Below are 25859 nucleotides of genomic sequence, written 5' to 3'. Positions count from 1 at the left end.
TCAGACCCCGGCATCTTGTTGACGCCTGTCTTGCAGGATCTGCCGCAGGATATCGCGATGCGCCGCAAAGTAGCCGCCAGGTTCGACAAAGATGTGATCCTTGAGCTTCTCGTGCAGGTGCGGCAGCGCGTGGAAGGGGACCGAGGCGACATAATGGTGCTCGGCGTGATAGTTCATGTTCCAGCACAGAAAGCGCCACGGTGCCGAGACCAGATTGGTGCGGGTGTTTTCCGACATCTGCGCAACGGTCGGCCGACCGACATGTTCCGTCATCCGTACAAACCGCATCACCGGTTCGCCCAGGAACAGCGGGATGATCCAGTACCAGATCAGACCCCACCAACCGGTCAGCGCCATGGCCAGAAAAAGCGCCGCATAGATCGCCAGCATCCGCCGTGCATCGCGATAGACCGCCCTGTGTTCGACCTTGGGGATGAAGCGCAGCTCCGCCGCGCTGAGGCGACCAGCAGCATGGCGAAACAGCTCGGTGAACTTGCCGCGCCAATAAGGCAGCGCCGACAGGTAGAGCAGATATTGACCGATGGTCCGGGGCAGCGGGATCAGTTCGGGGTCATCGCCGGTGAGCTGGGTATAGGTGTGGTGATCGCAATGCTCGTAGCGGAAAAACCGGTGCGGCAGGATGATGATCAACCCGCAGATCTGACCCATCAGGTCGTTGAGCCATCGGGTCCGGAAAACGGTGTAGTGCACGCATTCATGCTGCAGCGAGAAGTGGTGCACCAGAACGACGCCCTGCGCGAACATGGCGGGCCAGATCAGCCAAGAGTTCCAGGCCAGCGTGATCAGTGTGCTGGTGAAGCCGAGCAGCAGCACCCAGAGCGCCAGATGACGCAGCCCCGGACCATTCGAGCGCTGCATGAAGCCCTTGAGCTCTTCGCGTGTCAGTTTTCCCTCGGCCAAGGCCTGAGTCAGCGGCGTGACAATTGCTTTTGACATGTGAGTTCCACAATTTGCCGGTGCGGGGGCAGGGCCCTCAACGCGTGTACCGGCACCGGAGACGGGAGTGCTCCGCACCATAGGGCCACCTCGAACCGGCCCTATTAACAAACGATTATCCCGACGTCAGGCGATTCGATCAAGCCCGGTGCGTTCAGATCGCCGCGCGCAGGCCGATATCGGGATCGGGATTGGCAAAGAGTGCCGCGGCGCAGGAATGCCGGGCCAGAATCGACGGCCCCTCGGGCAGGCGTTCAGCATGGAAGATGCCGTTGTCCCAATAGGTCACGCCGTCGATCACGATGGTGGGGTCGATCACGTTCCAGCTGATCTCACCGGGCGCGTATGCGCCACAGGTATGGAAATGCAGCAGGCGCGGATTGCCGAATGCGGCGCCGCCCCAACGCTCGAAATTCTCGCGCATGTCCCAGGGGTACCCGCATCCCGGATGGATACCGGCGTGCCAGGAATGCACGAAATCGCGGTCGATGCCGAACTGTTGCGCCACCCGGTCATATTGGGCCTCGGCCCGCGCTGCGTTTTTCGGATCGCCCGCAAACCGCGTCAGGCGGCCATGCTCCATTTGGGCAAAGACCGGACGGTCGAACTCGATGGTGTAATTGTCATAATATCTTGAGCCGGTGCCGGTCAGAAACCCGACCGCCACGCGACCCGAAAAGCTGTGCGCCGGCACCGGGGTAAAGACCGACATTGGAAACCGCAGGATCGAGGTGTCGCCAGCGGGGTTCAGGTTCATCACCGGCCGCCCGCGCACATCAGTGCCAAGCGGGCAGGTCATCCGCACCTCGTCCGCAGCGTCCAGCACCGCGTTGATCCCGGATTTGATCTCCATGAAGGCGTCGTGATGCCCGTTGGAGAACCCCGACCCGAACAGCTCGCGTGTCACGGCAAAGCTGACGATGATCTTCTTGCCCTGCGGCATGTCCGAGAACCTAAGCTGGTCGCCAAGCCGGGCCAGGAACAGAATGATGTCAGCCGCCTCGAACCGCGCCAGCAGGTCTTGGGGCAGGTGCGGGTTGTCGGGGTTGAAGCCCACGTCTACGGCATCGACCGACAGGCCCATCGACCGGGCGGTGCGGGTGACGATACCAACGCTGTCGGCATCGAAATAACCGAATTCGGGCGGTTCATAGGCGATCAGCAGCCGGTCACCGGCGCTGGCGCGGGCGCAGTTCAGCAGCAGATTGCGCGCACCCCGTTCGGGCGTCATGTCGGACATCAACCCCTCCGTCCTTGAACCGGCTTTAAAATACCGCCCCACCCGGGGTTCAATCCATTTGAAAGTGATAATGGCAGGCATTAGGGTGACTAATATGATTGTGAACCTGCCCTATTCTGCCCTGCGCGCGTTTGAGGCGGTTGTGCGCCATTCGGGGTTTTCCTCGGCCGCGGTGGAACTGGGGGTCAGCCAAAGTGCCGTCAGTCAGCATGTGCGCTCGCTGGAAGAGTGGCTGGGCCGCGACCTGCTGGTGCGGGGCGCACGGCAGTCGCGCCCGACCCGCGAGGGCGAGCAACTGGCGCTTGCCATATCCGAGGGGCTGGGGCGGATTTCGGATGTCTGCACGCAACTGCGCGACAAGACCCGTAGCGACCGTACGATCGTGATTTCCTGCCTGCCTGGATTTGCCTTTAACTGGTTGTTTCCGAGGCTTATTCACTTCGATCTGGCGCATCCCGACCTGTCGATCTCGATCGCGACCGATACTGGGCAGCATCCGTTTTCCGGCGCTGATGCGGATATCGGCATTCGCTATGGGCTGGGCGAGTTTCCCGGCTATCAGGTCGATCTTCTGATGGCCGAGCGACTGTTTCCCGTCTGTGCTCCGGCCCTGTTGCCAGAGCTGCGCGGGATCGAAGACCTGTCTCGTCACAGCCTGTTGGTGGACGAGAACCTGCATCACGGTGCCGCCAGTCCGACATGGGAATTCTGGGCGAGGCAATGCGGCCTGATCCTGCCAGCCCCCTTGCGTACGCGGCGGTTGGGGCAGTCGAACATGGTCGTGCAGGCCGCGATCGAGGGGCTGGGCGTTGCGCTGGGGCGCGAACCTCTGGTCATCGACGCGCTTTGCGACGGGCGGCTGGTCCGACCCTTTGCGCAATTGACCCGGTCGCCGCTGTCCTACTGGCTGGTACGGCGGCACGAGAGCAAGGACAGCCAGAAGGTGAACGAGTTTCTCAACTGGATCCGCTCCGAGGCAAGCGCGCAGCCCGATATTCCGCCGCCTGCGGAGCTATGAAATTAGTTTTCCTTATATATGCCATTACCATTCCGGCATGGCGCAGGGGGCTGCCACTGCGCCATACTGGCATCAGCCACCTGACGAAACGGAGAGCGATCCCATGTTCCTGAAAAACTGCTGGTATGTCGCCGCCTGGAGCAAGGACATTGACCGTACGTTGACGGCGGCGACCTATCTGGGTGAAAACGTCGTGCTCTATCGCCAGCAAAACGGCACACCGGTCGCGCTTGAGGATGCCTGCCCGCACCGCAAGCTGCCCTTGTCAAAAGGCAACCTGAAAGGCGATCTGGTGGAATGCGGATATCACGGGCTGACCTTCGATTGTTCCGGCACATGTATCGACAGCCCCACTCAGCGCGGCATGACCCCGCGACGGGCGGTGGTCAGGTCGTATCCGGTGGTGGATCGTTATCGCCTGTTGTGGATCTGGATGGGCGACCCGGCGCTGGCCGACCCCGACAAGATATTCCCGGTCGAGAATTTCGATGATCCCAGCTGGGGCCTGACCGATGGCGGGGTGATGGATATCGACTGTCACTACCTGTGGGTCTGCGACAACCTGCTTGATCCCAGCCATGTGGCCTGGGTTCATGTCTCGTCCTTTGCCGGGGCCGGTACTGACGAGGAGGCGCTGAATGTCGAAAAGACCGATCGCGGTGTCATCGTCTCGCGCTGGATCGAGAACAAGCCACCATCGCCCTATTACGCCAATCTTGTGGCGTTCGAAGGCGATTGCGACCGCTTGCAACATTATGAGATGTGCCTTCCTGCAATCGGGCTGAACAAGTCGATCTATACGCCGGTCGGAACGGGGGGCTACGACAAACCGCCGGTTGCGGATACGTTCATCAACATCTCGTACAATTTCATGACCCCGATTGACGAAGATCGGACCCGGTATTTCTGGTTCCAGCATCGCAATTCCGACCCCGACAATGCCGAGGTGTCGACCTTCATGAATGACGGTGCACGGATGGCGTTTCTGGAGGATAAAGACGTGCTGGAAAAGGTGCATCTGGGCATGAAACATGCCAAAACGCCCCATATCGACCTGGGGCTGGATGCCGGGGCCAAGCTGTTCCGCCGGGTGCTGGACCGCGCCATGGAAGCCGAGACCGCCAATCCGGAAGATGCCCTGAAACAGGCCTGATGCAGAGGGCCGGACAGCCCGGCCCGCTGGTGTCAGGCGCTCTGGTAGATCACCGGAAACCGCCCCCCGGCAAATGGTGCACCGGGTTGCAGGCTTGCGTCATGCAGCCATTCGGTGACCGCATCGCGCGGCTCATAGGTGGCGCCCTGCACCGCGAACCGGATCGCATATCCGCGTCTGCGCCGGGTCGATGTCCGGTTTCCCATCGCCGAATGCACCGTCATCCCGTCAAATGCCAACGCGTCGCCGGGCGCCATGTAATCATGGTGGAAGATGTCGTAATCGCTGCGCTGCGCCTCGAAATCGGGCATGTCGACATAATCGGGATTGCCTTCTTCGAGGTAGTGCAGGAACCCGCCCAACTGATCGGTTTTGAAGGGGCGGTACTTTGCGCCCCAGGCATGCGAGCCACGCACGAATTCCAGCGCGCCATTGTCAGGGTCCACCGGGTCCAGCGCGATCCACATGGTCATGATCGGCCCCGAGACCGGCCAGTAGGGCTGATCGGTGTGCCAGCCGGTCTGGGTGGCGGTTCCCGGCTCTTTCGCAAATATCTGGTCGTAGATCAACGAGGTCCAGGGGCTGTCCGCCACTTCGGCCACGCGCTGACCGATATCGGATGTCAGGCAATAATCCTGAAACACGCCCGGTTTTTCGCGCATGTTCTTATAGGCAAAATACCGGTCGCCCTTTGCGACTTCGGCGTCTACCGCGTGGCGCAACCTGTTCAGCCATTCATTCGACAGGATATCCCTCAGCAGCACGACCCCGTCGCGCGCATAGGTGTCCTGAACCTTTTTGAGATCGGGTGTTTTTGTCATGTGTCTTCCCTCCGCTTGATCCGCCATTCCGGCAATGCGGGTTTCGAGACGGGCGCATTATGCCCGGGCAATTACGGCTGTCTGGAGGGCGGTGAACTGCGGCAATTGATGATGAAGCAGGGCCATGCCGATCGCGCCGACCATGTGCCGGCGAGGTTTCGGTAAAACTGTCGGATGCGGGAACCCATGCTGGCGCCTTTCACCCTGATAGCATAGCCGCTTTTGCCCGTTTGGCCCAGAGGGTTCGGGGGCGCCGTAGCCTCCTGGAGCGTTCAAAATCATTGACGTGATGTGAATGATGGTAAATATTATAACCATCATGCAAAAATACTCCGCCTTCTCGCTTGCCCGGAACGCGCTATCGGGACACCGGAACTGGCCCTTGGCCTGGCGCAGCCCGCCCCTTAAGGACCGCTATGACGTGGTGGTGATCGGGGCAGGGGGGCACGGGCTGGCGACGGCCTATTACTTGGCGAAAGAGTTCGGCATCACCGATGTCGCCGTGCTGGAGCGTGGCTGGTTGGGCGGCGGCAATATCGCGCGCAATACGGTGACGATCCGGTCGAATTATATGCGCGACGAATCGATCCCGTTCTATGTCAAATCCGTCGCCATGTACGAAGGGCTAACCCGCGAGCTGAACTTCAACATGATGCACTCCAAGCGCACCATGGTGGATGTGGTCCAGACCTGGCCCAAGCTGCGCGAGCTGCGGCGGCGGCAACTGGTGATGGATATCTACGGCTCGACCTATGAACAGATCACGACCGAAGAGATGCGCCGCCGCATTCCGGCGCTGACCGGGGGCGGACCGGAGGCGCGCCTGCCGATAATCTGCGGCATGGTGCACACCGATGCGGGCGTGAACCGGCATGATGCGGTGGCCTGGGGTTATGCCCGTGCGGCGGATGCGATGGGGGTGGAAATCCACCAGCAGATAGTCGTGCAATCGCTGGTGCGCGGTGCGGATGGTGCGATCGACGGGGTCGAGACCAGTCGCGGAACGGTGCGAGCGGGCAAGGTCGTGGTGGCGGTTTCGGGCCATACCACGACGCTGACCGAGACGGCGGGTTTGCGGCTGCCATTGCGCACGATGAACCTGACGGCGTTTGTGTCCGAGCCGGTGCAGCCGCTGGTCGATGTGATCGTGAACTGCCCCGATAGCGGGTTCTATTTCAGCCAGTCCGACAAAGGCGAAATGGTGATCGGCGGCGCGCCCGACATGGGGCAGAGCTTTCGCCGCGACATCAAGCAGCACGTGTTCGAGGATACGGTCACCGCAATGTTGTCGCTGTTCCCGAGTTTCAAGAAGCTCAAGTTGATGCGGCAATGGGGCGGGCATCTGGACATCGCCCATGACGCCTCGCCGATCATGGATCAGACCGAGGTGCCGGGCCTCTTTGTCACTGCCGGGTGGTGGGGCGGTTATAAGGCGATCCCGGCGGGCGGCCTGACGCTGGCGCATCTGGTGGCCAAGGGTGAACCGCATCCGCTGATGGATTCCTTCACGCTGGACCGGTTCCGGCATCTGGATTTCGTGATGGAAGCCGGTACCACCACGGCGCGATAGGAAAGGACCCGGTCATGTTGCTCATTCCCTGCCCGTTGTGCGGCAAGCGCAGCGAAAGCGAGTTCATTCATGGCGGCCCGGTGGGGGCGGACCGACCCGACCCAAATGCAGTCAGTGATGCGGAATGGGTGGATTACCTGACCGTGGCACCAAACCCGCTGGGACCGGTGCAGGAAAAGTGGTGGCACGCGCGCGGTTGCGGCGAATGGCTGACGATCTGGCGCGACACGCGCACCCATGACATCGTGGAGGCACCCGATGGGATCAAGTAGCCGCCTTGCCTCGGGAGGGCGCATCAACCGCGACCGGCCGCTTCGGTTCCGTTTCAATGGCAAGGACTACCAGGGCTTTGAGGGCGATACGCTGGCCTCGGCGCTGTTGGCGAACGGGGTGCGCGTGACCGCCCGCAGTTTCAAATATCACCGCCCGCGCGGTATCGTCGGGCACGGCCCCGAGGAACCGGCAACGCTGGTGGAACTGGAGGGCGAGGATGCCTCGGGCAACCGCCCGGCGACCACGGTGGTGCTGTGCGAGGGGCTCAGAGCGCATTCGGTCAATTGCTGGCCGTCACCTGATTTCGATCTGGGCGGGATCAGCCAGCTGTTCGCGCGGTTCATCCCAGCGGGGTTCTATTACAAGACATTCAAATGGCCGGGCTGGCATCTGTTCGAGCCTTCGATCCGCAAGGCGGCTGGATTGGCTGCGGCTCCTGCCACCCCTCCGGCATCGGGGCATTTCGAAGCGCGACATGCCCATGCGGATGTTCTGGTGGCCGGAGCCGGACCTGCTGGCCTGAAAGCTGCGCTTGAGGCCGGGCGGGCAGGCAAACGCGTGTTTCTGGCCGATGAGGGAACCGAGGCAGGCGGCAGCCTGTTGAACCGGGCCCTGACCATCAGCGCGCGCCCCGCGATGGACTGGGTGGCCGAGGCGGTTGCCGAACTGCATGGGATGAAGAACGTCACCCATTTGCAGAATGCGACGGTGTGGGCCTATCGCGAGCATAACCTGCTGATCGTGAATGAACGCTCCCCTGAACAGGACAACATTCTGGAACGCAGCTGGCGGGTGCGCGCGGGTGAGGTGGTGATCGCCACCGGGGCCACCGAACGCGCCATGGTATTTAGTGGCAACGACCGGCCCGGTGTGATGCTGGCCGCCTCTGTGCAAGCTTATGTCAACCGCTGGGGGGTCGCGCCCGGAAAACGGGTGGCGCTGTTTACAAACAACAACAGCGCTTATGCGGTTGCTGCTGATCTGGCAGCGGCGGGGGTCATCGTGACCGCCATCCTCGACAGCCGCAAAAATGTACCGCCAGAGGCGCTGGAACTGGTGCCCGATCTGCCGGTGCATACCGCGACCGTGGCGGCGGGTATATTCGGTCACAAACGGGTGCGCGCGGTTCTGGCCGCTCCTGTCTCAGGCGGCACGCCCAAATGGATCAGATGCGACGTGCTGGCCCATTCCGGCGGTTGGAATCCAACTGTGCATCTGTGGTCGCAGTCGCGCAGTTCGCTGCGCTATGACGAGGGGATTGCTGCCTTCTTGCCCGACAGGGCGGCTCAGACCTGCCGCGCCGTGGGGGCTGCGGCGGGCGATCTGACGCTGGACCGGATCGTCGACGGCGGCGCGGACCTGCCCTATGCGATCGAGCCGCTCTGGCGGGTGGATGTGCCGGTGCAGCGTGGCAGGGCGTTTTTGGACATACAGAACGACGTCTCGGTCAGTGACGCGCAACTGGCCCTGCGCGAGGGTTATTCCAATGTTGAACATGTCAAACGCTACACCACTGGCGGCATGGGGATAGATCAGGGAAAGACCGGAAATATCAACATCATCGGCACCGTTGCAATGCAGCAGGGCGTGCCATTGCCGCAGGTCGGCACGACCACGTTCCGCGCGCCCTATACGCCGGTTTCTTTCGGGGCGATCGGCGGGCTGCGCGAGGACAGCGTGCTGTTTCCCTATCGGCACACGCCGGTGACGCAATGGAACAAGGACAACGGCGCGGTGATGTACGAGGCGGGGGCCCGCTGGCGGCGACCCGGCTACTTCCCGAACCCCGGCGAGAACCTGCAAGAGGCGGTGAACCGCGAATGCCGCGCCGTGCGCGAGGGTGTCGGCGTCTATGACGGCTCTCCCCTTGGCACGTTCGAGTTGAAGGGGCGCGATGTCCCAAAGTTCCTCGATTTCATCTATTCCAACGTGATGTCCAGCCTGCAACCCGGTGACGGACGTTATGGGCTGATGCTGTCGGATGACGGGCTGATCCTGGATGACGGGGTGGCGTTCCGGCTGGACGATCACCGCTGGATGATCTCGACCTCGACCGGGCACGCGGATGCGGTCAACCAACATATGGAAAAGCTGCTGCAGACCGAGTTTCCCGGCTGGCAAGTGATGATCACCACCGTCACCAGCCAGTGGAACAACGCAACCATCTGTGGCCCCCGTGCGCGCGAAGTAATGCAGGCGCTGGGCACCGATATCGACCTTTCGCCGCAGGCCTTTCCGTTCATGTCCTTGCGCGACGGCACCGTTGCCGGGTTTCCGGCGCGGGTCGTGCGGGTCAGCTTTACCGGAGAACTGTCCTATGAGGTCAACGTCGCCCCCCGCAACATGGCCGCCCTCTGGGACAAGGTGATGGAGGCCGGCGCGCCGTTCGGCATCCTTCCGGTCGGCTCGGAATCCAGCCATGTTCTGCGGGTCGAAAAGGGGTTCCTGTCGCTGGGCCACGAGGTGGACGGCACCGTGGATGCCTATGATCTGGGCATGGGCTGGGCAATGTCGAAGAAGAAACCCGACTATCTGGGCAAACGCTCGGTGATGCTGCGCCGCGCGGGTGGGGCGACCCGGCGCGAGCTGGTGGGCATCCTGCCCAAAGACCCCGACCAGCAAATCCCCGAAGGCGCGCCGCTCACCCCCGGCGGGCATAAGCAGGCGACCGAAGGGCTGGTCACCGCCTGCGTCTGGAGCGTGGTGAACAGGCGCTGGGTCGGGCTGGCGTTGCTGGAAAACGGACAGGCGCGGCATGGCGAAACCGCCCATGTCCGGTTGCGGGACGCGGTGATCCCGGTGACGGTCACAGAACCGGTCTTTCACGATCCCGATGGCACGCGGTTGAGGTCCTGACATGAGCTATGACGTCACATTTCAGCGCCGCGGCCTCGACGCGCTCTTTGACCTCAAGGGCAGGGCCGGGGCAATTCGGGGCTGGGCTGGGGACACCTTGCCGCAATTGCCCGACCGCCCCAACACCCGCAGCTCGGGCGGTGAGGTGGAGGTATATTATGTCGGGTGCGACCACTGGCTCGCCCGCGCCCCGCTGGATCAGGAAGAGATGCTGGAGGCGCAGTTGCAGCCCGCCACCTGCCCGGTAGAGATCAGCATCGTGCGCGTCTCGGACACGTTGAGCTTCTTTCGTGTCACCGGGCCGGACGCACCCGAGGTGATGGCCATCGCCTGCCCGCTGGACCTGCATGAAGCCGCGTTTGCCGTGGATGCGGTCACCTATACCGAAATGTTTGGCCTCAAGGCTCTGGTTCTGCGCTGCACGGGCGGGTTCGAATTTGCCGTCGAGCAGAGCTTTGGTGATATGGTTGAGGATTACCTGACCCGCGCCACTGTCTGAAAACAGAGAGAGATCATGACCCGCACCCATATCCACAAGTACCAGACCCGCTATCACGCGCAAGCGACCTATTCCAAGGCGATCCGGGCGCGGGGCGATTTCGTGTTCATGCAGGGGCAGGTCGGCACGTTGCTGGACGGGACGGTGGTGGGCGAGGGTGATCCGGGGACACAGGCGGATCAGGCCTGCCGGAACATCAAGCGCTGGATGGAAGAGGCGGGCGGCGGTCTGTCAGATGTGTGCAAACTGACGGTCTATGTCACCGATATCTCTTACCGCCCGGCGGTTTATGAGGCGATCAACCGCTGGTTCGAGGGGGTGCATCACTGTTCGACGGGGGTGGTCGTGCAGGGGCTGGCCGACCCGGCCCTGCTGGTCGAAATAGATGCGATGGGCGTCATCAGCGACGAGGCAGATGCCGGGATCTGAGCGGTCAACAGGTTGCGGTCCGGATACGGGACTACCACCGAGGGGCCGGGGCCGACCACCGAACTCCGCCGCGCCGGTTTGAGCGGGCAAGGACATCTACGTTCTGTTAGGTCTCCAACGCATTCAATGCCGCCACAAATGGCGTGACCGGCATGTCATAGATGCCCGCGCCCAACCGTCCGGCCTGACCCAGCCGGTCGAGGATACCCAGTCCGATCACCGGCCCCGCGCCTTGCGCCACCGCACCGCGCGCGGTGCTGCCCAGCCGAACGTCCAGTGCCCGGAAATAGGGATGCGCCCCGACCGACAGGCCGGACATGCGGGCGGTTGCATCCTCGGGCAGAAAGCCGCCCAGGGTCCGTTTCTGCACCGGGCTCAGATCGATGGCCATGGCACCCAGCCCGAACGCATCGATCACGGCACTGTCGCCAATGGCACCCAGTGCGCGATCCTGCGGCAGGTCGGTATCGAAGGTGCCTGTCGGTGGGCTGGCGGGGACCGTGAACCACTGACCGGGCAGACCCGAGACCTGAATGCCCACCACGCGCCCATTGCCGCCCGCCGCAGTAACAAAGCTGGATCCTTCGATCCCTTCGGCCCGTTTCATCATGCATTTGGTGGCCGCCATCCAGAGGTTGAGAAACAGCGAGGGAGAGTCCGCCATGAACACCAGCGCCGCATCGTCGGCAATGCCGCCGGGCGTCCGATCCTTGAGCTCCGCGACCAGAGCTTCGGTCGCCGCTGGCGTCCGCCCGTGGCAATCATCGCCCGCCATCAGCCCGGTCACCGCCAGCGGCACCAGCGCGATCCCTTCGGCCAGCCCCTTGTCCAGCACATCCAGAAACCGCGTGTTGAGCCAGCGGATATGCTCCAGCACCGCCTCGGAGCGCAGCCCCAGCCGCATGGCCGGGCGGTTGCCTGCATTGATCGGCGCAAAGACCCGCTGCTGCCCGTACCAGGCATCATAGATTGCGTGCAGCGGCATGTCCGCCGACACCACGGCGGCCAGCGGCGTGACCACGTCATGATCCTGCGCCGGTTTCAGCACGATCTCACCGGCGACAATCATCGCCTCGGCCTGATCGAAATCCCGCGCCAGGCCCTGCCAGACGGCGGCGACGCAAGCGGAATTGAGGATCGGCGCGGTGATCTGGTCGGAGCTGTCAAAGCCAGGGCCCGCGTGCAGCAGCACATTTGCGGCCAGACCCAGCGCCTCGGCAGCGGTGTCGAACCGGTTCCAGACCGGTTGCGTCACCATCGCCCGGTCAAAGGCAAGCTGGTCGGCAGGGTGCACCATCACGCGGGCTCCGGCGGGATGATCCAGGTTTCCGAGAAATAGAGGAACGCGGTGGTCGTCTCGTAGCCTGCCTGAACCCGCGTGCCCAGCGTGCCGGGCAGCGCCCGTCCGTTGACGATGATCTGCGCCGAACGCGCGGGCACCAGCAGCGAGAACATGTTCTGCTCGCCCGAGGCGACTTCATGCGGGGACAGCTCCAGCGCGCGGGGTTTCTCGAACCCTTCCCAGACCAGTTCCACGGTCAGACCCGGACCGGCGATGGTCTCGGTATAGCGGTGGCTCATCGGATCGCCGCTGGTTCGCACTGCCTGCGCGCCGATCTCGGGCAGGGTGGCAAAGCCCGGTGCGCCCGCAAAAGCCGCCAGTTTGCTGATGAAGTTGGTCTTCAGGAACGCTGTCAGATCGGGATTGTCGCTGAGGATCACATTGGGTGCTTCAGATGGTCCCGCGACCTGATCCGGGCTGCCGTAAAGCAGCAGCACCTGACCCTGGCCAACCGGCGACCAGGCAACGCGAAAAAACAGCGCCATGGCGCTGAAATTGCCCGCGTCATCCTTCAGCAGGATGCCGGGGTTTTCGCCGGTCCAGTCGACGGTGCCGGGCGTGATCGGTTCGTTCAATGGCATCACACATCCTCCTGCGGGGTCACCCAGGTCTCGGAGAAAGCCAGAAAGGCGGTGGACATGGTGCGGCCAAAGAATTCGCGGCTGGCGACCTGACCGGGCAGGGGCGTGCCATTGATGACCACCTGCGCCGTCCCGGCCTCCAGAAACACCGCATACATCTCATGCGCCTTGGTGGCCGAGTTTTCCTTTGTCACCTCGACCGGCAGGGGCGGGCCCATATCCTGCCAGATCATCTCGACCGAAACGCCCGAGCCGCGCAAGGTTTCGGAATAGCGCGCCTTCAGGTCGCCGGGTCGCTTTTCGACGCTGTCGCAATCCAGCCAGCTCATCGCCTCCAGCCCTTGTTTGCCAATGAAGGTGGGCATCCTGGACACCCAGCCATCGACGATCCAGCGCATCATGCGCTGGTTGTCGGTCATCAGCAGGTTCGGTACCTCCGGCCAGCCCTGCGCCCGCTCCGGCGCGCCCAGGATCAGCGCCGCGTGGCCCCGCCCGTAAGGCGATAGAACCACGCGAAAGAACAGCGCCAGCGTGTCATAATGGTCCTGCGCGGGGTTTTGTTTCAGGTAGATACCGGGGTTTTCCCCCGACCACTCGACCCGGCCCGGATTGTGGGGAATACGTGTGGTCATGACCAGCTAGCCTCGTAAGCCTTCAGCGCATCGGTGATGAATTCCTTGCGGGCAGCGCCCTGCAAATGGTCGCCCGAACGATAGATATCGGCCACCCGATGCGAGATGTCCTTGAGCACCGCGCCGTCGTCGCGCCCCTCCTGCGCAGGGATGCGCAGCATGGTGTCGCCCGCATAGGTCGGGATCACCTTGCCGGGGACATTGTCGGTGGGTTGGGCCGGGCGCGCACCGTTCTGCAAAGCGCGGATGGCATTGCGCAAGAGACGCCGCGCCTTGGCCACGCCCCGGTCGGTAAACCCGAGGTTTTCCCGCGCATGGATGTTTCTGGGTCCCTGGCTGACCCAGGCGTCATAATCGCCGGGATCGCGCTGGCGCATCTCATACGAACGGTCGGGGTCCTGACCGTAGAAATCGGTCATGCCATAGCCCACCTTGGTTCTGTCGGTCAGCCCTTTGGGGTCATCGTTGGCGGCTGCGTCGCGGAAGTGTCGCCAGGCGATGACCATCGTGTTTGTGTCGTCAATCGGCGTGATCCAGCGCGACAACCCGCAGCGCCCGAAATAGCGCGGCCCGTCCGGCACCGGGAAATGACCGCCATTCTGGGTGAACGAGGGCAGCATGTGGTCATGGATGCGGATCCAGACGATATCGTCCACACGCCGTACATTGGTATAGAAATCACCCGTCCGGCTTTCGTGAAACTCGATCATCGGCATCTCGGCAAAGGCGTCGATGAACTGGCTGCGCACCGCCAATGTGTGCAGATAGACCACATGAAACGGGTCCCAGGCGTTTTCCATCACCTGTAGCCAGTTACAGGGCGATTTGATGACATAGGGCACCAGCTCGTCGCCTTCTTCATCAAATGTGTCCATCACCGGGAACGGGGGCTGTTCACCTGCCGGACCCATATAGGCAAAGGCCAGCCCCTTGTACTCGATCACCGGATAGGCTCCCAGACAGGCTCTGGTCCGGACTTGAGAAGCGGGCGGTTCGCAGGGGGTTTCCAGAATGGAACCATCGAGGCCGTATTTCCAGCCGTGATACGAACATCGGATGCCGCCCTCTTCGACGATGCCAAACTCAAGGCTCATGTTGCGGTGGCAGCAATGCAGATGGGTGAGGCCCAGCTTGCCCTCTTTCCTTTCACGGAACAGGATCAGATCCTCGCCCAGGACGCGCAGGCGGTAGGGCAGATCGCCGATCTGGTCCGTCATCGCCACCGGCATCCAGAATCGGCGCAGGTATTCGCCACAGGGCGTGCCGGGGCCGACCTCGGTCAGTTCCGGGTCGGGCTGCTGGTGCCAGACACTCTGCTGGTCGTGGCCCCGGAAATTGCCCTCGGGGGCTGTGAAACGGTCGTTCATGGCATCCTCCGTATGTTTGGGCCGCTGCGGGTCATGGGAATGGGTCCGGTACCGGTGCGGTGCCGGTCCAGACTGATTTGACCTGACAGAATTCCTTGATGGCGTCGGGGCCAAGCTCGCGCCCATAGCCCGAGTGCTTGACGCCGCCGATCGGGCTGGCGGGATCGACGCTGCGGTAGTGGTTGATATAGACCGTGCCGGCGTCGATGGCGCCTGCCACCCGCGCGCCCTTGTCGGGATCGCTGGTCCAGACGCCTGCGGCCAGCCCGTAGTCGCTGTCATTGGCCTGTGCGACGGCCTCATCTTCGGTTCTGAAGGTGGCGACGGCCAGCACCGGGCCGAACACCTCTTCCCGCCACAGCCGCATGTCGGGGGTGACGCGGTCGAAAACCGTCGGGCCGAGGTAGAACCCGCTGTGCCCCGCTGCGGTCTCTCTCCCGTCCAGCAGGCAGATCGCGCCGTCGGCCTTGGCGTGTTCGATCATCGCGGCCACCTTGCGCAGATGTGGCTCGTTGGCCAGCGGGCCCAGCTGGGTGTCCGGCATCATCGGGTCGCCAAAGCGCAAGTTGCGCGCCCGCGCGATCAGGCGAGACACGAAGGTCTCTTTCAGGCTGTCCTCGACGATCAGCCGCGATCCCGCCACGCAGGTCTGGCCGTTGGACAGAAAGATGCCCGACATCACGCCGTTGACGGCGTTCTCGATGTCACAATCGGCAAATACCACCTGCGCAGATTTGCCGCCCAGCTCCAGCACCGCCGGGATCACGCCATTTGACGCGGCTTCCGCCACCTTGCGCCCGCCCGCATCGGACCCGGTAAAGCTGACCTTGCGGGTCAGCGGGTGACGGACCAACGCCTCGCCCACCTCATGACCCAGGCCGGTGACCACGTTCAGGACGCCGGGTGGCAGACCAGTCTGCGAGACCAGCCGCGCGAATTCCAGTGTCGAGGCCGAGGCCAGTTCCGAGGGTTTGACCACCACGGTATTGCCTGCCGCCAATGCCGGGGCCAGTTTCCACGCAAGGATCATCAACGGGGAATTCCACGGCGTGATCGCCACCACCACCCCAAAGGGCATCAGGTGGCTGGTGCTGTGGACGCCGGGGACCGAATTGGCTTGGGGCGCGGGCCCCAGTTTGCGCACCTCAGTTGCAAAATGCCGGAACCAGCCATGCAGCCCGGCGAATTGCGCGCGCGCTTCGGTGATCCGTTTGCCATTGTCGCGGATTTCGGATTCGACCAGTTCGGGCCAGCGGGTTTCCAGAGTTTCGGCGATCCGGTCCAGATAGTCGGCCCTCTCTTCAGGGCTGGCAATGGCCCAGGGGCCGGTGTGAAAGGCGCGGTCGGCGTCCCGGATGGCGCGGTCGGCGGTTGACGCATCACAGCGTGCGATCCGGCTCCACTCCGCCCCGGTCGTGGGGTCGATGCCGGGCAGGGTCTCTCCGGTCCAGGGCATAAACGATCCCGCGATGAAGGGGGCGTAGGTTTGCACTCAGCGCTCCTCGGGCAGCGATTGCGCGACCAGCGCCAGCAGGTCCCCTCGGCGCACCAAGCCGCGATTGCCATGGGCGAGGATATGGCCGGTGGCGGGAAAACCCAGCTCGATCGGTGCCCGCTCGGGTTCTTCGGGGAAATACAGCGTGCCTGCGCAGCGGCCCGCTTCGGCGTGCTGCCCGGCGGAGCAGCGCCGGTCAAAGAGACCATCGGCAGGGGCATAGACCGAATGCAGTGGATCGGCGATTTCAACATGGCGTGCGGGAACCGGGGCCGGAGCGCCGCCGGGCAACACACCCAGATGGCGCAGGCAGCGCATCAATCCGGTTTCGGCCAGATCGGTGATCTCGGGGTCTACGCCGCCGCCGCCACCCAGTTCGGCAGCGATCATCGGCACCTTGACCCGCGCCGCCGCAGCGTTGACCGAGCGGTTGTCGTTATGGCCGCCCAGCACCCAGATCAATGGCAAGCCAAAAGCCCGCGCCAGGTCCATATTGGCGGTGGCCAGATCCGCATCCTCGACCCGCGTGGCCAGGGCGCAGGGGTCGAACACCGACGCCTTGCCGCCCGAATGCAGATCGATGACCGCATCCGCGCGGGGCAAAAGCCGGGTTTCGACAAAATGCGCCAGCATTGCGGTGGGACCGCCATCCGCATCGCCGGGAAAGGCCCGGTTCAGGTTCTGGCCATCCAGTGGCGACACCCGCGCCGACGCGTGCAATGCGGGCGCGTTCAGGGCCGGGACCAGGATCACCTGACCAGCCAGCGCCGAAGGCTCCAACCGTGCCGCCAGTCGCAGGATCGCTGTGGGCCCTTCGAATTCGTCACCATGGGTGCCGCCCAGGATCACAACACAGGGCCCCGGCTGTCCGCGCAGGCTGATCACGGGGATCGGGTGATAGCCCAAGGGAACCGTATTGTCGGACCATCTGAGCATCAGATCGCCCACGTTCCGGCCGGGCGCGTCCAGATCAAGGGTCAACTGTATCCTGCTGGGACGGGTTGGAACTGTATCGGACATGGGGTTTCATAGCATAAGTTTTTTGAAAGTGAATTGAAAAAAACGTAACTTCATGTGATATGAAGGATAACTACGGGAGGCGCCGTTTGTGGTGCCGGAGGATTTGAATGACCATTGCCCGGGCAAAAACCGGCATAGAACGGATCAAGCCGCATATGATGGCCGGGGCCGACATGTCCGCCCCTCCGCCTGCGATCTTGCTCAATTCAAACGAAAGCGCCTTTGGGCCAAGCCCCGCTGCGCGGCAGGCGGCGCGGGCCGCAGTCAGCGCGATCGAACGGTATCTTGAGAGCCCCGACCGCCTTCTTGCCCCGGCGATTGCCGCCCATCACGGTCTGGACGCCGCGCGTATCACCACCGGGCAGGGCTCGGACGATCTGCTGGCGCGGTTGGCGCGGGCCTATCTGGGACCGGACACCGAGTTGATCCGCAGCGCGAATGGGTATCTCAAGGTTCCCAACTATGCCTATGCCAATGATGCCGAGGTGGTGTCGGTGCCCGATGACCGTTTCAAGCCCTCGGTCGACCGGATGATCGCGGCACTCAGCGCGCGCACGCGAATGGTCTATCTCGCCAATCCCGAGAATCCGGCAGGCACCTATCTGAGCGGCGGCGAGATCCGGCGCCTGCACGCGGCCCTGCCTGAAAATGTGCTGCTGGTGGTCGATGCGGCCTATGAGGAATATGTCGATGCCGAAGACTACGAACCAGCGCATATGCTGGTGGAAGAGGCCGACAACGTGGTCATGTGCCGGACATTCTCGAAGGCCTACGGTCTGGCGGGCGCCCGGCTGGGGTGGGTCTATGGGCCAGAGGACGTCGTGGATACCCTGCGCAGGATCGGAGTGACCTTTCCGGTGTCTTCGCCCTCGGTCGCAGCCGCTTTGGCGGCGCTGGAGGATACCGCCCACATGCGCCTTGTTCAGGAGGCAAACCGCAGCGGTCGCAACTGGATCAGCAGTCAGATGCGGGCCCAGGGTCTGGGCGTGGTCCCCAGCCAGGGCAATTTCGTGCTGGTTCATTTCCCCGACCCGGAGAAATCTGCAGAAGCGGCGGACCGCTGGTTGCGGCAGGCCGGGATCGCCGTGCGCCGCTTTGCCTCCGAGGCCTATCGCGACCACATCCGCATCACCATCGGCCATCCGCAGGACCTGAAGGCAGCCCGCGACGGGATTGCCGAATTTCTGAATGGCGGCGTTTGATGGCAGGCATTTCGCACAGCGCCGGTGACGTGGCCAAGGTCAGGCCTCCCTCGGGTGCGGCGATCATCGCGGCGCTCAAGGCGGCAGACCTGCGCGAGGTTGTGGCCGTGCCGGATATCGTCACCAGCGACGGGTTGCTCTGGCCGATCTCTCGCGACCCGGAATTTCGCCTGACCCGGATCTGCAAGGAAGACGAAGGCGTCAGCATCTGCGGGGCGATGTCTTACAACGGCACGCGCGCGATCCTGCTGATGCAGCAGACCGGTCTGATGGATTCGCTGAACGCGATCCGGGCCATCGGCGTGGAATATGAGCTGCCGGTGGTGATGATGGTCGGTCTGCAGGGCAAGGAGCCGCACCTGCACCCGGATCAGTCAGCCTCTTACGGTGTGCGGATCATCCGGCCGGTGCTGGACGCGATGAGCCTGTCGCATTCCCTGATCGAAGCGCCGGGGGATGAAGCCCATATCCCGCAGGCCGTCGCGGCGGCCTATGCCGCATCCAGACCGCATGTCTTTCTGATCGGTCGCCCCCCGGAGGCGCCATGACCCTGTATCGTGATGCGGCGCTCAAGGCCCTGATCCCTCATATACGTGACGACGATATCGTGGTCGCCGTCTATCAGAGCTGTTTCGACTGGCTGGCATTGAATCCGCGTGCATTGAACTATGTCGCGGTGGGGGCGATGGGGCAGGCCTCGTCGCATGGGCTGGGTCTGGCGCTGGCCAATCCGGATCGGCGGGTGATCGTGCTGGATGGCGATGGCAGCCTGCTGATGAACCTTGGCTCGCTGGTCACGATTGCACATGCGGGTGTGGCGAACCTCTATCATTTCCTGTCGGTCAACCGGGTTTACGAAGTGAACGGCGCACATCCACTGCCCGGAGCGGACAAGGTCGATTTCACGGGTTTTGCCCGCGCCAGCGGATATGCCGGGGTGCATGGGTTTGGGGAGCTTGCCCCTTTCGCCTCGGTGTTGCCGCAATTGTTGTCAACAGCAGGACCACAATTCATCGCGATGGAGGTTCGGCCCGGCAAGCCCTATCCCCGCGACTATGCCTATATCCACAGCGCACAGGCACGCGCGCAATTCCGACAAGCGCTTAACCGTCGCTGAGACCGGCCCGGGCGAGGTCGAGAAAGGTCTGCCCCACCGCCGAGACCGGCTTGTTCCTGGACCAGAACAGAACCGCACGGAAATTCAGCGGCGCGGCGAAAGGCAACGCCACGCAACCGGGTATCGTGTCAAGAAAGTCCCGGCCAGAGCCGACGACGGAAACCCCCAATCCGCGCGAGACAAGACGGCAGATCGCATCCGTGGTGCGGGTTTCATACTGCATCTGCCGCGCGATTTCCTTGGCCTCGAAGAATTGATCGATCTCGAAGCGGAACCGTGAGGACGGCATGTAAGAGATGAAACTCTCGCCCGCCAGATCGCGGGCTTGAACCATGGGTTTTTGTGACAGGGCATGGCCCGTTGGCACGACGCAGAAAACGTCGCTGTCCTGAATGACGATGCTGTCGAAGGACGGGTTCGCAGGCTCGGCCGTGGTGATCCCGAAATCGTAGTTCTGCGACACCATCCATTCAACCGCGTCATCGCTCGAGGCGATCTCCATCCGGGTCATGGCGCGGGGGCAGGCGGCGGCGAAGCTGCCGATCAGATCGGGTGCCAGCTGTGACGCGCCGGCCGGGGTGACCACCAGGCTCAACCGGGCATGGCCGAAGGTGCTGATGGCTGCGGCGGTTTCCTTGATATGTTCCATACCGCTGACGGCCTGGCGCACCTCTTCGACCAGCAGGCGGGCCTCCTCCGTCGGCACCAGAACCCGGCCCGCGCGCTGAAACAGCTTAAAGCCGACCTCGGCCTCGAAATCGGAAATCAGGCGGCTGACGGCTGGTTGCGAGATGCCCAGCATCGCGGCGGCCTCGGTCACGGTCCCGGTCGAAACCACGGTGCGGAACGCATCAACCTGTCGGAAGGTGATTTTCATGATTGTCCTGTTGCTCTGCTCGGATCGGGTCCGCCCACACATAGCATCAGATTATGAATAGGCCATAGAATTTGCTATATCTCTATAGTGGGGTGCGGCTATTGCGGGCGTGTCGAGACGGTGATGAATTCGATCCTGTCGGTCAGGATTTCTCGGAACCCATGCTGCAGCTTGGCGTCAAAACTCAGCGTGTCGCCCGCCGACATGGCGAAATCTTCGGTGCCGCAGCGATAGGTCGCGCGCCCCTCGATCATGTAGATAAAGACATGCCCTTCGTGCTGGTAACTGGGCAGGATCCCCGAATCCTCACGGGAAATGCCAACCCGCGCGGACTGGAACGTACCACCGGGGCCGCCATGCCTGCCCAGGAGAAGGTAGTCATGGGCATGCCCCGGCGTGATGCGTCTGGCCCGAAGCCCATCCCCGGCCCGGGTGTGATGCACATCCGCTGCCAGATCCGAATGCGCGAACAACGCCATAAGCGAAACGTCCAGCGCGTCCGCCAGCGATTGCAGCGTGCCAAGCGAGGGGGAAACGTGGCCGTTTTCGATCCGGCTGATCATCGCGGTCGAAATCTGCGCCCGTCCGGCCAGTTCGGTCAGCGTCAGGTCACGCTCGAGCCGCAGTCGTTGCAGCGACTGGCCGACCTCGCTTTCGGTGTCCGTCTTTTTAGCCACTGCCTGTGTTGCCGATCATGAAATCAGGGGCGTTTGTGCTGCGGGATCGACCTGCAGCCATGCAGGTTCAATCAGTGCCAGCTTCAGAAAAATCGTCAAGGGCCATTTGTCATGGGGAAGTTTGGTTGATCCCGGTCGCCGCCAATTTCCCGGATCGCGCGGCCGAAGAGGACATGGATCGGTATTTCGTCCCAGATTGGAATTACGCAGGCGCGTGGTGCAAGCGTTATCCGTGGGCGTTGCCGTTCGAGGCCATGGACAAGCAAATATGCAGGTCCAGCGCCAGTTCGTCGTCGCGCACGAGCCTCTCTACGGTCTCGGACAGCCATTCAGCCACGTCCCGTGGGATATGGGATTCTGACAATAGATGCACGGCGTCGGCACATCGGGCCTGGTCGTCCAGTGCGTTCAGAGATTTGGTTAAGATTTGTGGAAAAGGTGTCTGCATGAATATCCGGGTTCTCTCTCGTGGGTCCTTGTTGGACACATGTTTTTCAGCTTCGTCAATCTCATTTCCGTATTTTGGCCGGTTTCTACCAATTTTCACCACTTCGACGATCAATCGCGCCAGATAGTGCTCATTGTTGCTGCGACTGGTCGGGCTGGGACCTTGGACAGTGACCGAGGCAAGGTCATACTGCGGACATCAGAGCGTTTGCAGCCCCAACGAAGCCCGAGGCGGCTATGCCGCTCGCCAAAAACATGCAGAAAACTTCCAAAGCACTGAGTTTCATGGTGACCTCACTGAGCAGATTAACAATGGTTAACGAGCTAGCAGGGACATCGGGGCGGATGCAGTGAACAATTTCACATAAGCCAAACTTTCGTGGAACGCAGATGCGCCCTTTTTCGCTGATCAGGCTGCGCTTCGATCGTAGGCAGGCCACCGGGTGCAGGCGTAAATTCAGCAATGGCGATGCGCATCCCCGGCCCAGGGGCTCCAAAGCCGCAGACGGTTTTTTCGCCAAACCCAAGGCAAGATTGCGCAATCGGCATGTATGGGTGGCACTCAGGGTAGGGGCCAATTACCAGTTGATGACAAAAACGACGATGATCGCAACTTCAGCCAACACAAACCAATCGACGCTCAGACGGTCTTCACCGTGGATTTACACCGGTTCACCGCGCATGACCTATTGTTGACGGCATTGCAGTCGCGATACATGGTCCAGCCACATTTCGCACACTGCCCTACCAGGCCGCTCACAATAGATTTCCACGCGGCCCGATGTCGTTCCTATCATCCACCGACATAAACGCCGTCTCTGGGCCGATAGAAGATTTTCTGGTTGTGCAATCGTCCCAAGAGATCGTGAACTTGGCGTTCTGTTTCCTCTGCCCCTTCTGACGGCAAAGCCTCGGTAAGGGTCCGCAACGACCTTTCGATCAGGTCCATATCGTCTACCGAAAGTTCGAACATATCGTTGTATCGGGGCATTCTGCACTCCTTGGCTCGCCTGAAGCCATGATATTGGATTTGACGGCTCGCCTCAAAATTTGCTCCTTAGTTGTTCAGTCCCGGCATCTGGTGGATCGGATTTAGGATGAATCGCTCTGGCTCTGAAGTCCAGATCTTGCAGATGTATTCGTCAGGTGTGGGACCGCTCAGGGTCTTCAATCTGCGGGCAAAATTATAGGTATCCAGGAAGTCGGCGAGATGACTGCGCAACTGCGCGTGGCTGTCGTAGTGATACCGCTTCACTGTTGCGTCCTTGATCGTGCGGTTCATCCGTTCGACTTGGCCGTTTGTCCAAGGATGATTTGGTTTGGTCAGCCGGTGTTCGATCCCATTGGCCTCGCAGATCATGTCGAAGCGCATGGGCCGCGAATATACTGTGTTCCGGTTTCGGGGCTGCTCTGCAAACTGGATGCCGTTGTCCACTGCCCGGCAGGGCATTGCGCAGCAATGTCCCGAGAGGGGTCAGGATCGTGTGAATTTGATAGGGCACGCTCTCCAGCAAATGCTCAAGGAACTCCCATGCTGTCTTGCGGTTTGCTTTGTCGACCAGTTGCGCAACAGCGAACTTGCTCGTGCGGTCAATGGCCACAAAGAGATGCAGTTTGCCTTCCTCGGTTCTCACCTCAGCAATGTCGATGTGGAAATAGCCAATCGGGTAGCGCTTGAACTTCTGCCGCTTCGGCTTGTCACCCGCGACATCCGGCAGACGCGACATCCAGTGCCGCTGCAGACATCGATGCAAGGAAGAGCGCGTCAAGTGCGGGATCGTCGGCTGTAACGCATACAAACAATCGTCCAGTGGCAACAGCGTATGCCGCCGGAATGCAACCACCCTTGCCTCTTCATCTTCGCTGAGCACCGTTGAACGTGGTTCCTTCGGGCCCGTCTTCTGATCTTCGACGGTTTGTTGTTTGCGCCACTTTGCGACCGTCTTAGGGTTGATCCCCAACTCCCGGCTCTTTGCTCCACCGTGGGGCATATATGCCCGTCAGGCACATTTCAGCGCAGCCAATAATGGCTTGGCCCAAATCTGGGCTTAGCGGTCAGTGCGGGGATTACCGCTTTGGTGCCCCCAACTCTGGGGATACCTGCGCGGCGGGCTGAGATTTCAGCCGGTCGGCACTGGGCTTTCATCTGGTCGAGGTGTGCGCAATTTTGCACAGGCCCCCATGCCGATATCCCGGCATCGGACTAGCTACTAGGCAAAACTAGTATCGCAGCGGCGCTCCCAACCGGCGGCACCTGACGGAAAGCCAGCGTGCAATGGTGGCTGCGAAGTTGGCGAAAATGCCTGCGCACCGCCCGGAAAAGGGTGCAAATTTGCACCCTTCCGCGTCAGAGGCCGCCGACATGCTGAACGTGTCGTTGCGTGTCGTGAATTGACGACACCGGCCATAGTTCCTATATTTGTCGTGCAAAGTCGCCCCGTCTGTCCGAACTGTCACCGTAGGGTGTGCGTTCCAGCCAGTCGAGTTGGATAGGAAGGCGGGGCGCAACTATCTGAATTCCCATACATCGTGAACCTGACCAGACCGGGCCAGCATGTTGCGCCAGCGTGTTGCGTTCGGTTTGTTGCTGTATGACCGGGCGATTGCCCCTGCACACATGTCGGCAAGCTGCACCAGCGGGTCTTTCAGCGAGTCCTTGAACCCCATTTTGCGGATCGTGCCCGGTGGCAGTTCCCGGCGCAGATAGGATTGCAGTTCTTTCCTGAACCGGCGATCCCCGGAGCCATCAATCACGACGGCAGCCCCTTTCAGCATCCCCCCGTCATGTTGAAACATCATGCGGGTAAAGAAGTTGTAGAACTGGCGGGGCTTGGTCTTGAGATTGCGTGAGTGGATCAGGTGCTTTTGCACGACCACTGCCCTGCATGTGAACTTGCATCCTGAGACGGCCTGAAAGAACGCATCGCGCTTGGCGTCCTTCACTTTGGAGAACTTCCATTCTGGGCTAACACGCTCTGCCGACCGGACCGCCTTTATAGTCCGCTGTGCATGCTGCGCATCCTCTGGTGACTGGAATAGCACCATGGCCAACGCGAAGTTGGGAGACGATCCCCGGTCCAGCTTAAAGCCAGGGTCGCCGGATTCGTCTATGAACACCAGCAAGGCTTAGTTGCCCTCTTCCAGCCATTCGAGAAAGGCCATGCGCTCACCGTTCGGAGTGATTGTTCAAAGCACTCTCAACTTTTCTGACCTCGGATCGATAATCTGCATAGACAGCCCAACACATGAGCGCTGGCGATACATAGATTACAAATGGAGCGGCTCGTTCCGACATGCCCTGCAAATAGGTTGAATCGATAAAGTACAGATAGCAAAAGATTGCATAAGCGCCGCAATACACCGCCGCCGCCTTGATGAGCCTAGTTTTGTTTTTTCGCGCATAGGTCTTGAATGAACTCTTACCTGTTTCCATCGCTCACCGCCCGGTTCTGACCATCAAATAGCACTGACGGCGCATGAATGCGACAGCGTGACCGGCCTCATGAATGGCGGTGCGGTATAGTTCCGGGTCAGTCATTGGACTTATGCGCAAGCGCCACCCCCGGTCCCGCAGCAACCTCGCCGCTGTCTAGGAACTGGATGCCTTGGGCTTCAAGGGCTTTGCGTATGGCCTCTGCGTTGGCATGCTGCATGCCACCTTTCTCAGTTTCGAAACGATTGATCGTGGTGAACGAAACACCTGCCAATTCAGCAAGTTCTCGCGTTCCTATCCTGAGTGCGTTTCGCGCCATTCTTAACTGCTCGGGCGTCATTGTGCAAACCTCGTATGCAAAAATGCTAACAGAGTATTGACATTGCGCCTACCCTGTACATATTCTTAATACACGGTAAGCAAAACAGCAACATGAGGATGCCATGACTGCACAACGCGCCAGCGCGACCAATACCGTCATGCTCGACAGCCAGAAAGGCACTGGCCCGTCCGATAAGACCCAGGCAATCAAAGACGAGAAGCTCAAAATCGAAGTGGACGCTATGACCCTGAACGGTCTCACCAAAGCCCTTGATGCACTGACATGGGATGACAACAGCATGGAGAACCCCGAGGCGGTCAGCGCACTTATTCGCACCATCAACACGCGTTCTGAGGCGTTAATGGAACGCATTGAACAACTGGACGTCTGAAGGAGGAAAACACAATGAACGATGAAACCTTTTGCGCAAGAGAACTGACGAACAACAGGCTCTACGGCGTCGAGGATCTGCTGACCATCGAGCATCGCATTGACGCTTTCTGCGATTGGAACGACTGCGAGCCACCTGAC

General features: G+C 61.6%; 25 protein-coding genes and 1 pseudogene. 11 read left to right on the top strand and 15 right to left on the bottom strand.

Annotated elements, in window-relative coordinates; genetic code table 11:
• Nucleotides 1-957, bottom strand: a complete 957-nt coding sequence (locus M3P21_RS18040; RefSeq protein WP_249712220.1) for a fatty acid desaturase family protein — start codon at nt 955-957, stop codon at nt 1-3.
• 154 nt (nt 958-1111) lie between these two features.
• The gene (locus tag M3P21_RS18035) at nt 1112-2197 is read right to left on the bottom strand and encodes a hypothetical protein (RefSeq protein ID WP_249712218.1); all 1086 of its coding nucleotides are present in this window, start codon (nt 2195-2197) and stop codon (nt 1112-1114) included.
• A gap of 94 nt (nt 2198-2291) precedes the next feature.
• On the opposite strand from M3P21_RS18035, the gene M3P21_RS18030 reads away from it, so the two are divergent.
• Nucleotides 2292-3215 carry a LysR substrate-binding domain-containing protein gene (locus tag M3P21_RS18030; RefSeq protein WP_249712267.1) on the top strand — a complete coding sequence of 308 codons (924 nt, stop codon included), beginning with the start codon at nt 2292-2294 and terminating at the stop codon, nt 3213-3215.
• Nucleotides 3216-3318: 103 nt separating this feature from the next.
• A complete protein-coding gene (locus tag M3P21_RS18025) occupies nt 3319-4368 on the top strand; it encodes an aromatic ring-hydroxylating dioxygenase subunit alpha (protein ID WP_249712216.1) in 1050 nt (349 codons plus the stop codon).
• Between the two features lie 32 nt (nt 4369-4400).
• Here M3P21_RS18025 and M3P21_RS18020 read toward each other — a convergent pair whose 3' ends face one another.
• Nucleotides 4401-5189: a phytanoyl-CoA dioxygenase family protein gene (locus M3P21_RS18020; RefSeq protein WP_249712214.1), complete on the bottom strand. Its 789-nt coding sequence runs from the start codon at nt 5187-5189 to the stop codon at nt 4401-4403.
• Nucleotides 5190-5571: 382 nt separating this feature from the next.
• Between M3P21_RS18020 and M3P21_RS18015 the strand changes: the two genes are divergently transcribed.
• Genes M3P21_RS18015 through M3P21_RS17995 form a run of 5 tightly spaced genes read left to right on the top strand, consistent with a single transcriptional unit; the run spans nt 5572 to nt 10816 of the window.
• On the top strand, nt 5572-6759 hold the full coding sequence (locus tag M3P21_RS18015; RefSeq protein WP_249712212.1) for an FAD-dependent oxidoreductase: 1188 nt from the start codon (nt 5572-5574) through the stop codon (nt 6757-6759).
• A gap of 14 nt (nt 6760-6773) precedes the next feature.
• A complete protein-coding gene (locus M3P21_RS18010; protein WP_249712210.1) occupies nt 6774-7031 on the top strand; it encodes a sarcosine oxidase subunit delta in 258 nt (85 codons plus the stop codon).
• A complete protein-coding gene (locus tag M3P21_RS18005) occupies nt 7018-9888 on the top strand; it encodes a 2Fe-2S iron-sulfur cluster-binding protein (RefSeq protein ID WP_249712208.1) in 2871 nt (956 codons plus the stop codon). Before M3P21_RS18010 ends, M3P21_RS18005 begins: the two co-directional genes overlap by 14 nt.
• Before the next feature lies 1 nt (nt 9889).
• On the top strand, nt 9890-10387 hold the full coding sequence (locus M3P21_RS18000; RefSeq protein ID WP_249712206.1) for a sarcosine oxidase subunit gamma: 498 nt from the start codon (nt 9890-9892) through the stop codon (nt 10385-10387).
• Nucleotides 10388-10402: 15 nt separating this feature from the next.
• Nucleotides 10403-10816: a RidA family protein gene (locus M3P21_RS17995; protein WP_249712204.1), complete on the top strand. Its 414-nt coding sequence runs from the start codon at nt 10403-10405 to the stop codon at nt 10814-10816.
• A 106-nt stretch (nt 10817-10922) separates the two neighbouring features.
• On the opposite strand, the gene M3P21_RS17990 is transcribed toward M3P21_RS17995, so the two are convergent.
• The 6 genes from M3P21_RS17990 to M3P21_RS17965 are packed head-to-tail and all read right to left on the bottom strand — an operon-like array spanning nt 10923 to nt 17253.
• Nucleotides 10923-12113 (bottom strand): YlbE family protein, encoded by a 1191-nt coding sequence (locus tag M3P21_RS17990; RefSeq protein WP_249712202.1) that lies wholly within the window; start codon nt 12111-12113, stop codon nt 10923-10925.
• Entirely contained in the window at nt 12113-12739 is a 627-nt protein-coding gene (locus M3P21_RS17985) for a hypothetical protein (RefSeq protein WP_249712200.1), read from the bottom strand. Before M3P21_RS17985 ends, M3P21_RS17990 begins: the two co-directional genes overlap by 1 nt.
• A complete protein-coding gene (locus M3P21_RS17980; RefSeq protein WP_249712198.1) occupies nt 12739-13371 on the bottom strand; it encodes a hypothetical protein in 633 nt (210 codons plus the stop codon). The genes M3P21_RS17985 and M3P21_RS17980 overlap by 1 nt, the downstream gene beginning before the upstream one ends.
• Nucleotides 13368-14738 carry a Rieske 2Fe-2S domain-containing protein gene (locus tag M3P21_RS17975; protein WP_249712196.1) on the bottom strand — a complete coding sequence of 457 codons (1371 nt, stop codon included), beginning with the start codon at nt 14736-14738 and terminating at the stop codon, nt 13368-13370. Before M3P21_RS17975 ends, M3P21_RS17980 begins: the two co-directional genes overlap by 4 nt.
• Before the next feature lie 31 nt (nt 14739-14769).
• A complete protein-coding gene (locus tag M3P21_RS17970; protein ID WP_249712193.1) occupies nt 14770-16230 on the bottom strand; it encodes an aldehyde dehydrogenase in 1461 nt (486 codons plus the stop codon).
• The gene (locus M3P21_RS17965; RefSeq protein ID WP_249712192.1) at nt 16231-17253 is read right to left on the bottom strand and encodes a succinylglutamate desuccinylase/aspartoacylase family protein; all 1023 of its coding nucleotides are present in this window, start codon (nt 17251-17253) and stop codon (nt 16231-16233) included.
• A gap of 107 nt (nt 17254-17360) precedes the next feature.
• Here M3P21_RS17965 and M3P21_RS17960 point away from each other — a divergent pair, with 107 nt between their 5' ends.
• From M3P21_RS17960 to M3P21_RS17950, 3 genes are read left to right on the top strand one after another with little or no spacing between them, the layout of a single operon-like run.
• Nucleotides 17361-18455: a pyridoxal phosphate-dependent aminotransferase gene (locus tag M3P21_RS17960; protein ID WP_249712190.1), complete on the top strand. Its 1095-nt coding sequence runs from the start codon at nt 17361-17363 to the stop codon at nt 18453-18455.
• Nucleotides 18455-19003, top strand: a complete 549-nt coding sequence (locus tag M3P21_RS17955; protein WP_249712188.1) for a decarboxylase — start codon at nt 18455-18457, stop codon at nt 19001-19003. The genes M3P21_RS17960 and M3P21_RS17955 overlap by 1 nt, the downstream gene beginning before the upstream one ends.
• Complete coding sequence (locus M3P21_RS17950; protein WP_249712186.1) at nt 19000-19572, top strand: thiamine pyrophosphate-dependent enzyme; 573 nt, start codon at nt 19000-19002, stop codon at nt 19570-19572. The genes M3P21_RS17955 and M3P21_RS17950 overlap by 4 nt, the downstream gene beginning before the upstream one ends.
• On the opposite strand, the gene M3P21_RS17945 is transcribed toward M3P21_RS17950, so the two are convergent.
• The 6 genes and pseudogenes from M3P21_RS17945 to M3P21_RS17920 form a co-directional block, all read right to left on the bottom strand.
• Complete coding sequence (locus M3P21_RS17945; protein WP_249712185.1) at nt 19559-20449, bottom strand: LysR substrate-binding domain-containing protein; 891 nt, start codon at nt 20447-20449, stop codon at nt 19559-19561. The genes M3P21_RS17950 and M3P21_RS17945 overlap by 14 nt on opposite strands.
• Nucleotides 20450-20547: 98 nt before the next feature.
• Nucleotides 20548-21126 carry a helix-turn-helix domain-containing protein gene (locus tag M3P21_RS17940; RefSeq protein WP_249712184.1) on the bottom strand — a complete coding sequence of 193 codons (579 nt, stop codon included), beginning with the start codon at nt 21124-21126 and terminating at the stop codon, nt 20548-20550.
• A gap of 1240 nt (nt 21127-22366) precedes the next feature.
• Nucleotides 22367-22564, bottom strand: a complete 198-nt coding sequence (locus tag M3P21_RS17935) for a hypothetical protein (protein ID WP_249712182.1) — start codon at nt 22562-22564, stop codon at nt 22367-22369.
• 66 nt (nt 22565-22630) lie between these two features.
• A pseudogene (locus M3P21_RS17930) lies at nt 22631-23543 on the bottom strand (IS481 family transposase); the annotation flags it as partial.
• 538 nt (nt 23544-24081) lie between these two features.
• The gene (locus M3P21_RS17925) at nt 24082-24690 is read right to left on the bottom strand and encodes a DUF3800 domain-containing protein (RefSeq protein ID WP_249712265.1); all 609 of its coding nucleotides are present in this window, start codon (nt 24688-24690) and stop codon (nt 24082-24084) included.
• A 413-nt stretch (nt 24691-25103) separates the two neighbouring features.
• Nucleotides 25104-25346, bottom strand: coding sequence for a helix-turn-helix domain-containing protein (locus tag M3P21_RS17920; RefSeq protein WP_249712180.1), 243 nt, complete (start codon nt 25344-25346; stop codon nt 25104-25106).
• A gap of 103 nt (nt 25347-25449) precedes the next feature.
• Here M3P21_RS17920 and M3P21_RS17915 point away from each other — a divergent pair, with 103 nt between their 5' ends.
• The gene (locus M3P21_RS17915; protein ID WP_249712178.1) at nt 25450-25719 is read left to right on the top strand and encodes a hypothetical protein; all 270 of its coding nucleotides are present in this window, start codon (nt 25450-25452) and stop codon (nt 25717-25719) included.
• The last annotated feature ends 140 nt before the right edge of the window (nt 25720-25859 follow it).

The sequence above is a fragment of the Ruegeria spongiae genome (assembly GCF_023502395.1).
Lineage (GTDB): Bacteria > Pseudomonadota > Alphaproteobacteria > Rhodobacterales > Rhodobacteraceae > Ruegeria_C > Ruegeria_C spongiae.
Note: the sequence above shows the minus strand (reverse complement) of the source record. Positions and strands in the feature narration are given on the sequence as shown.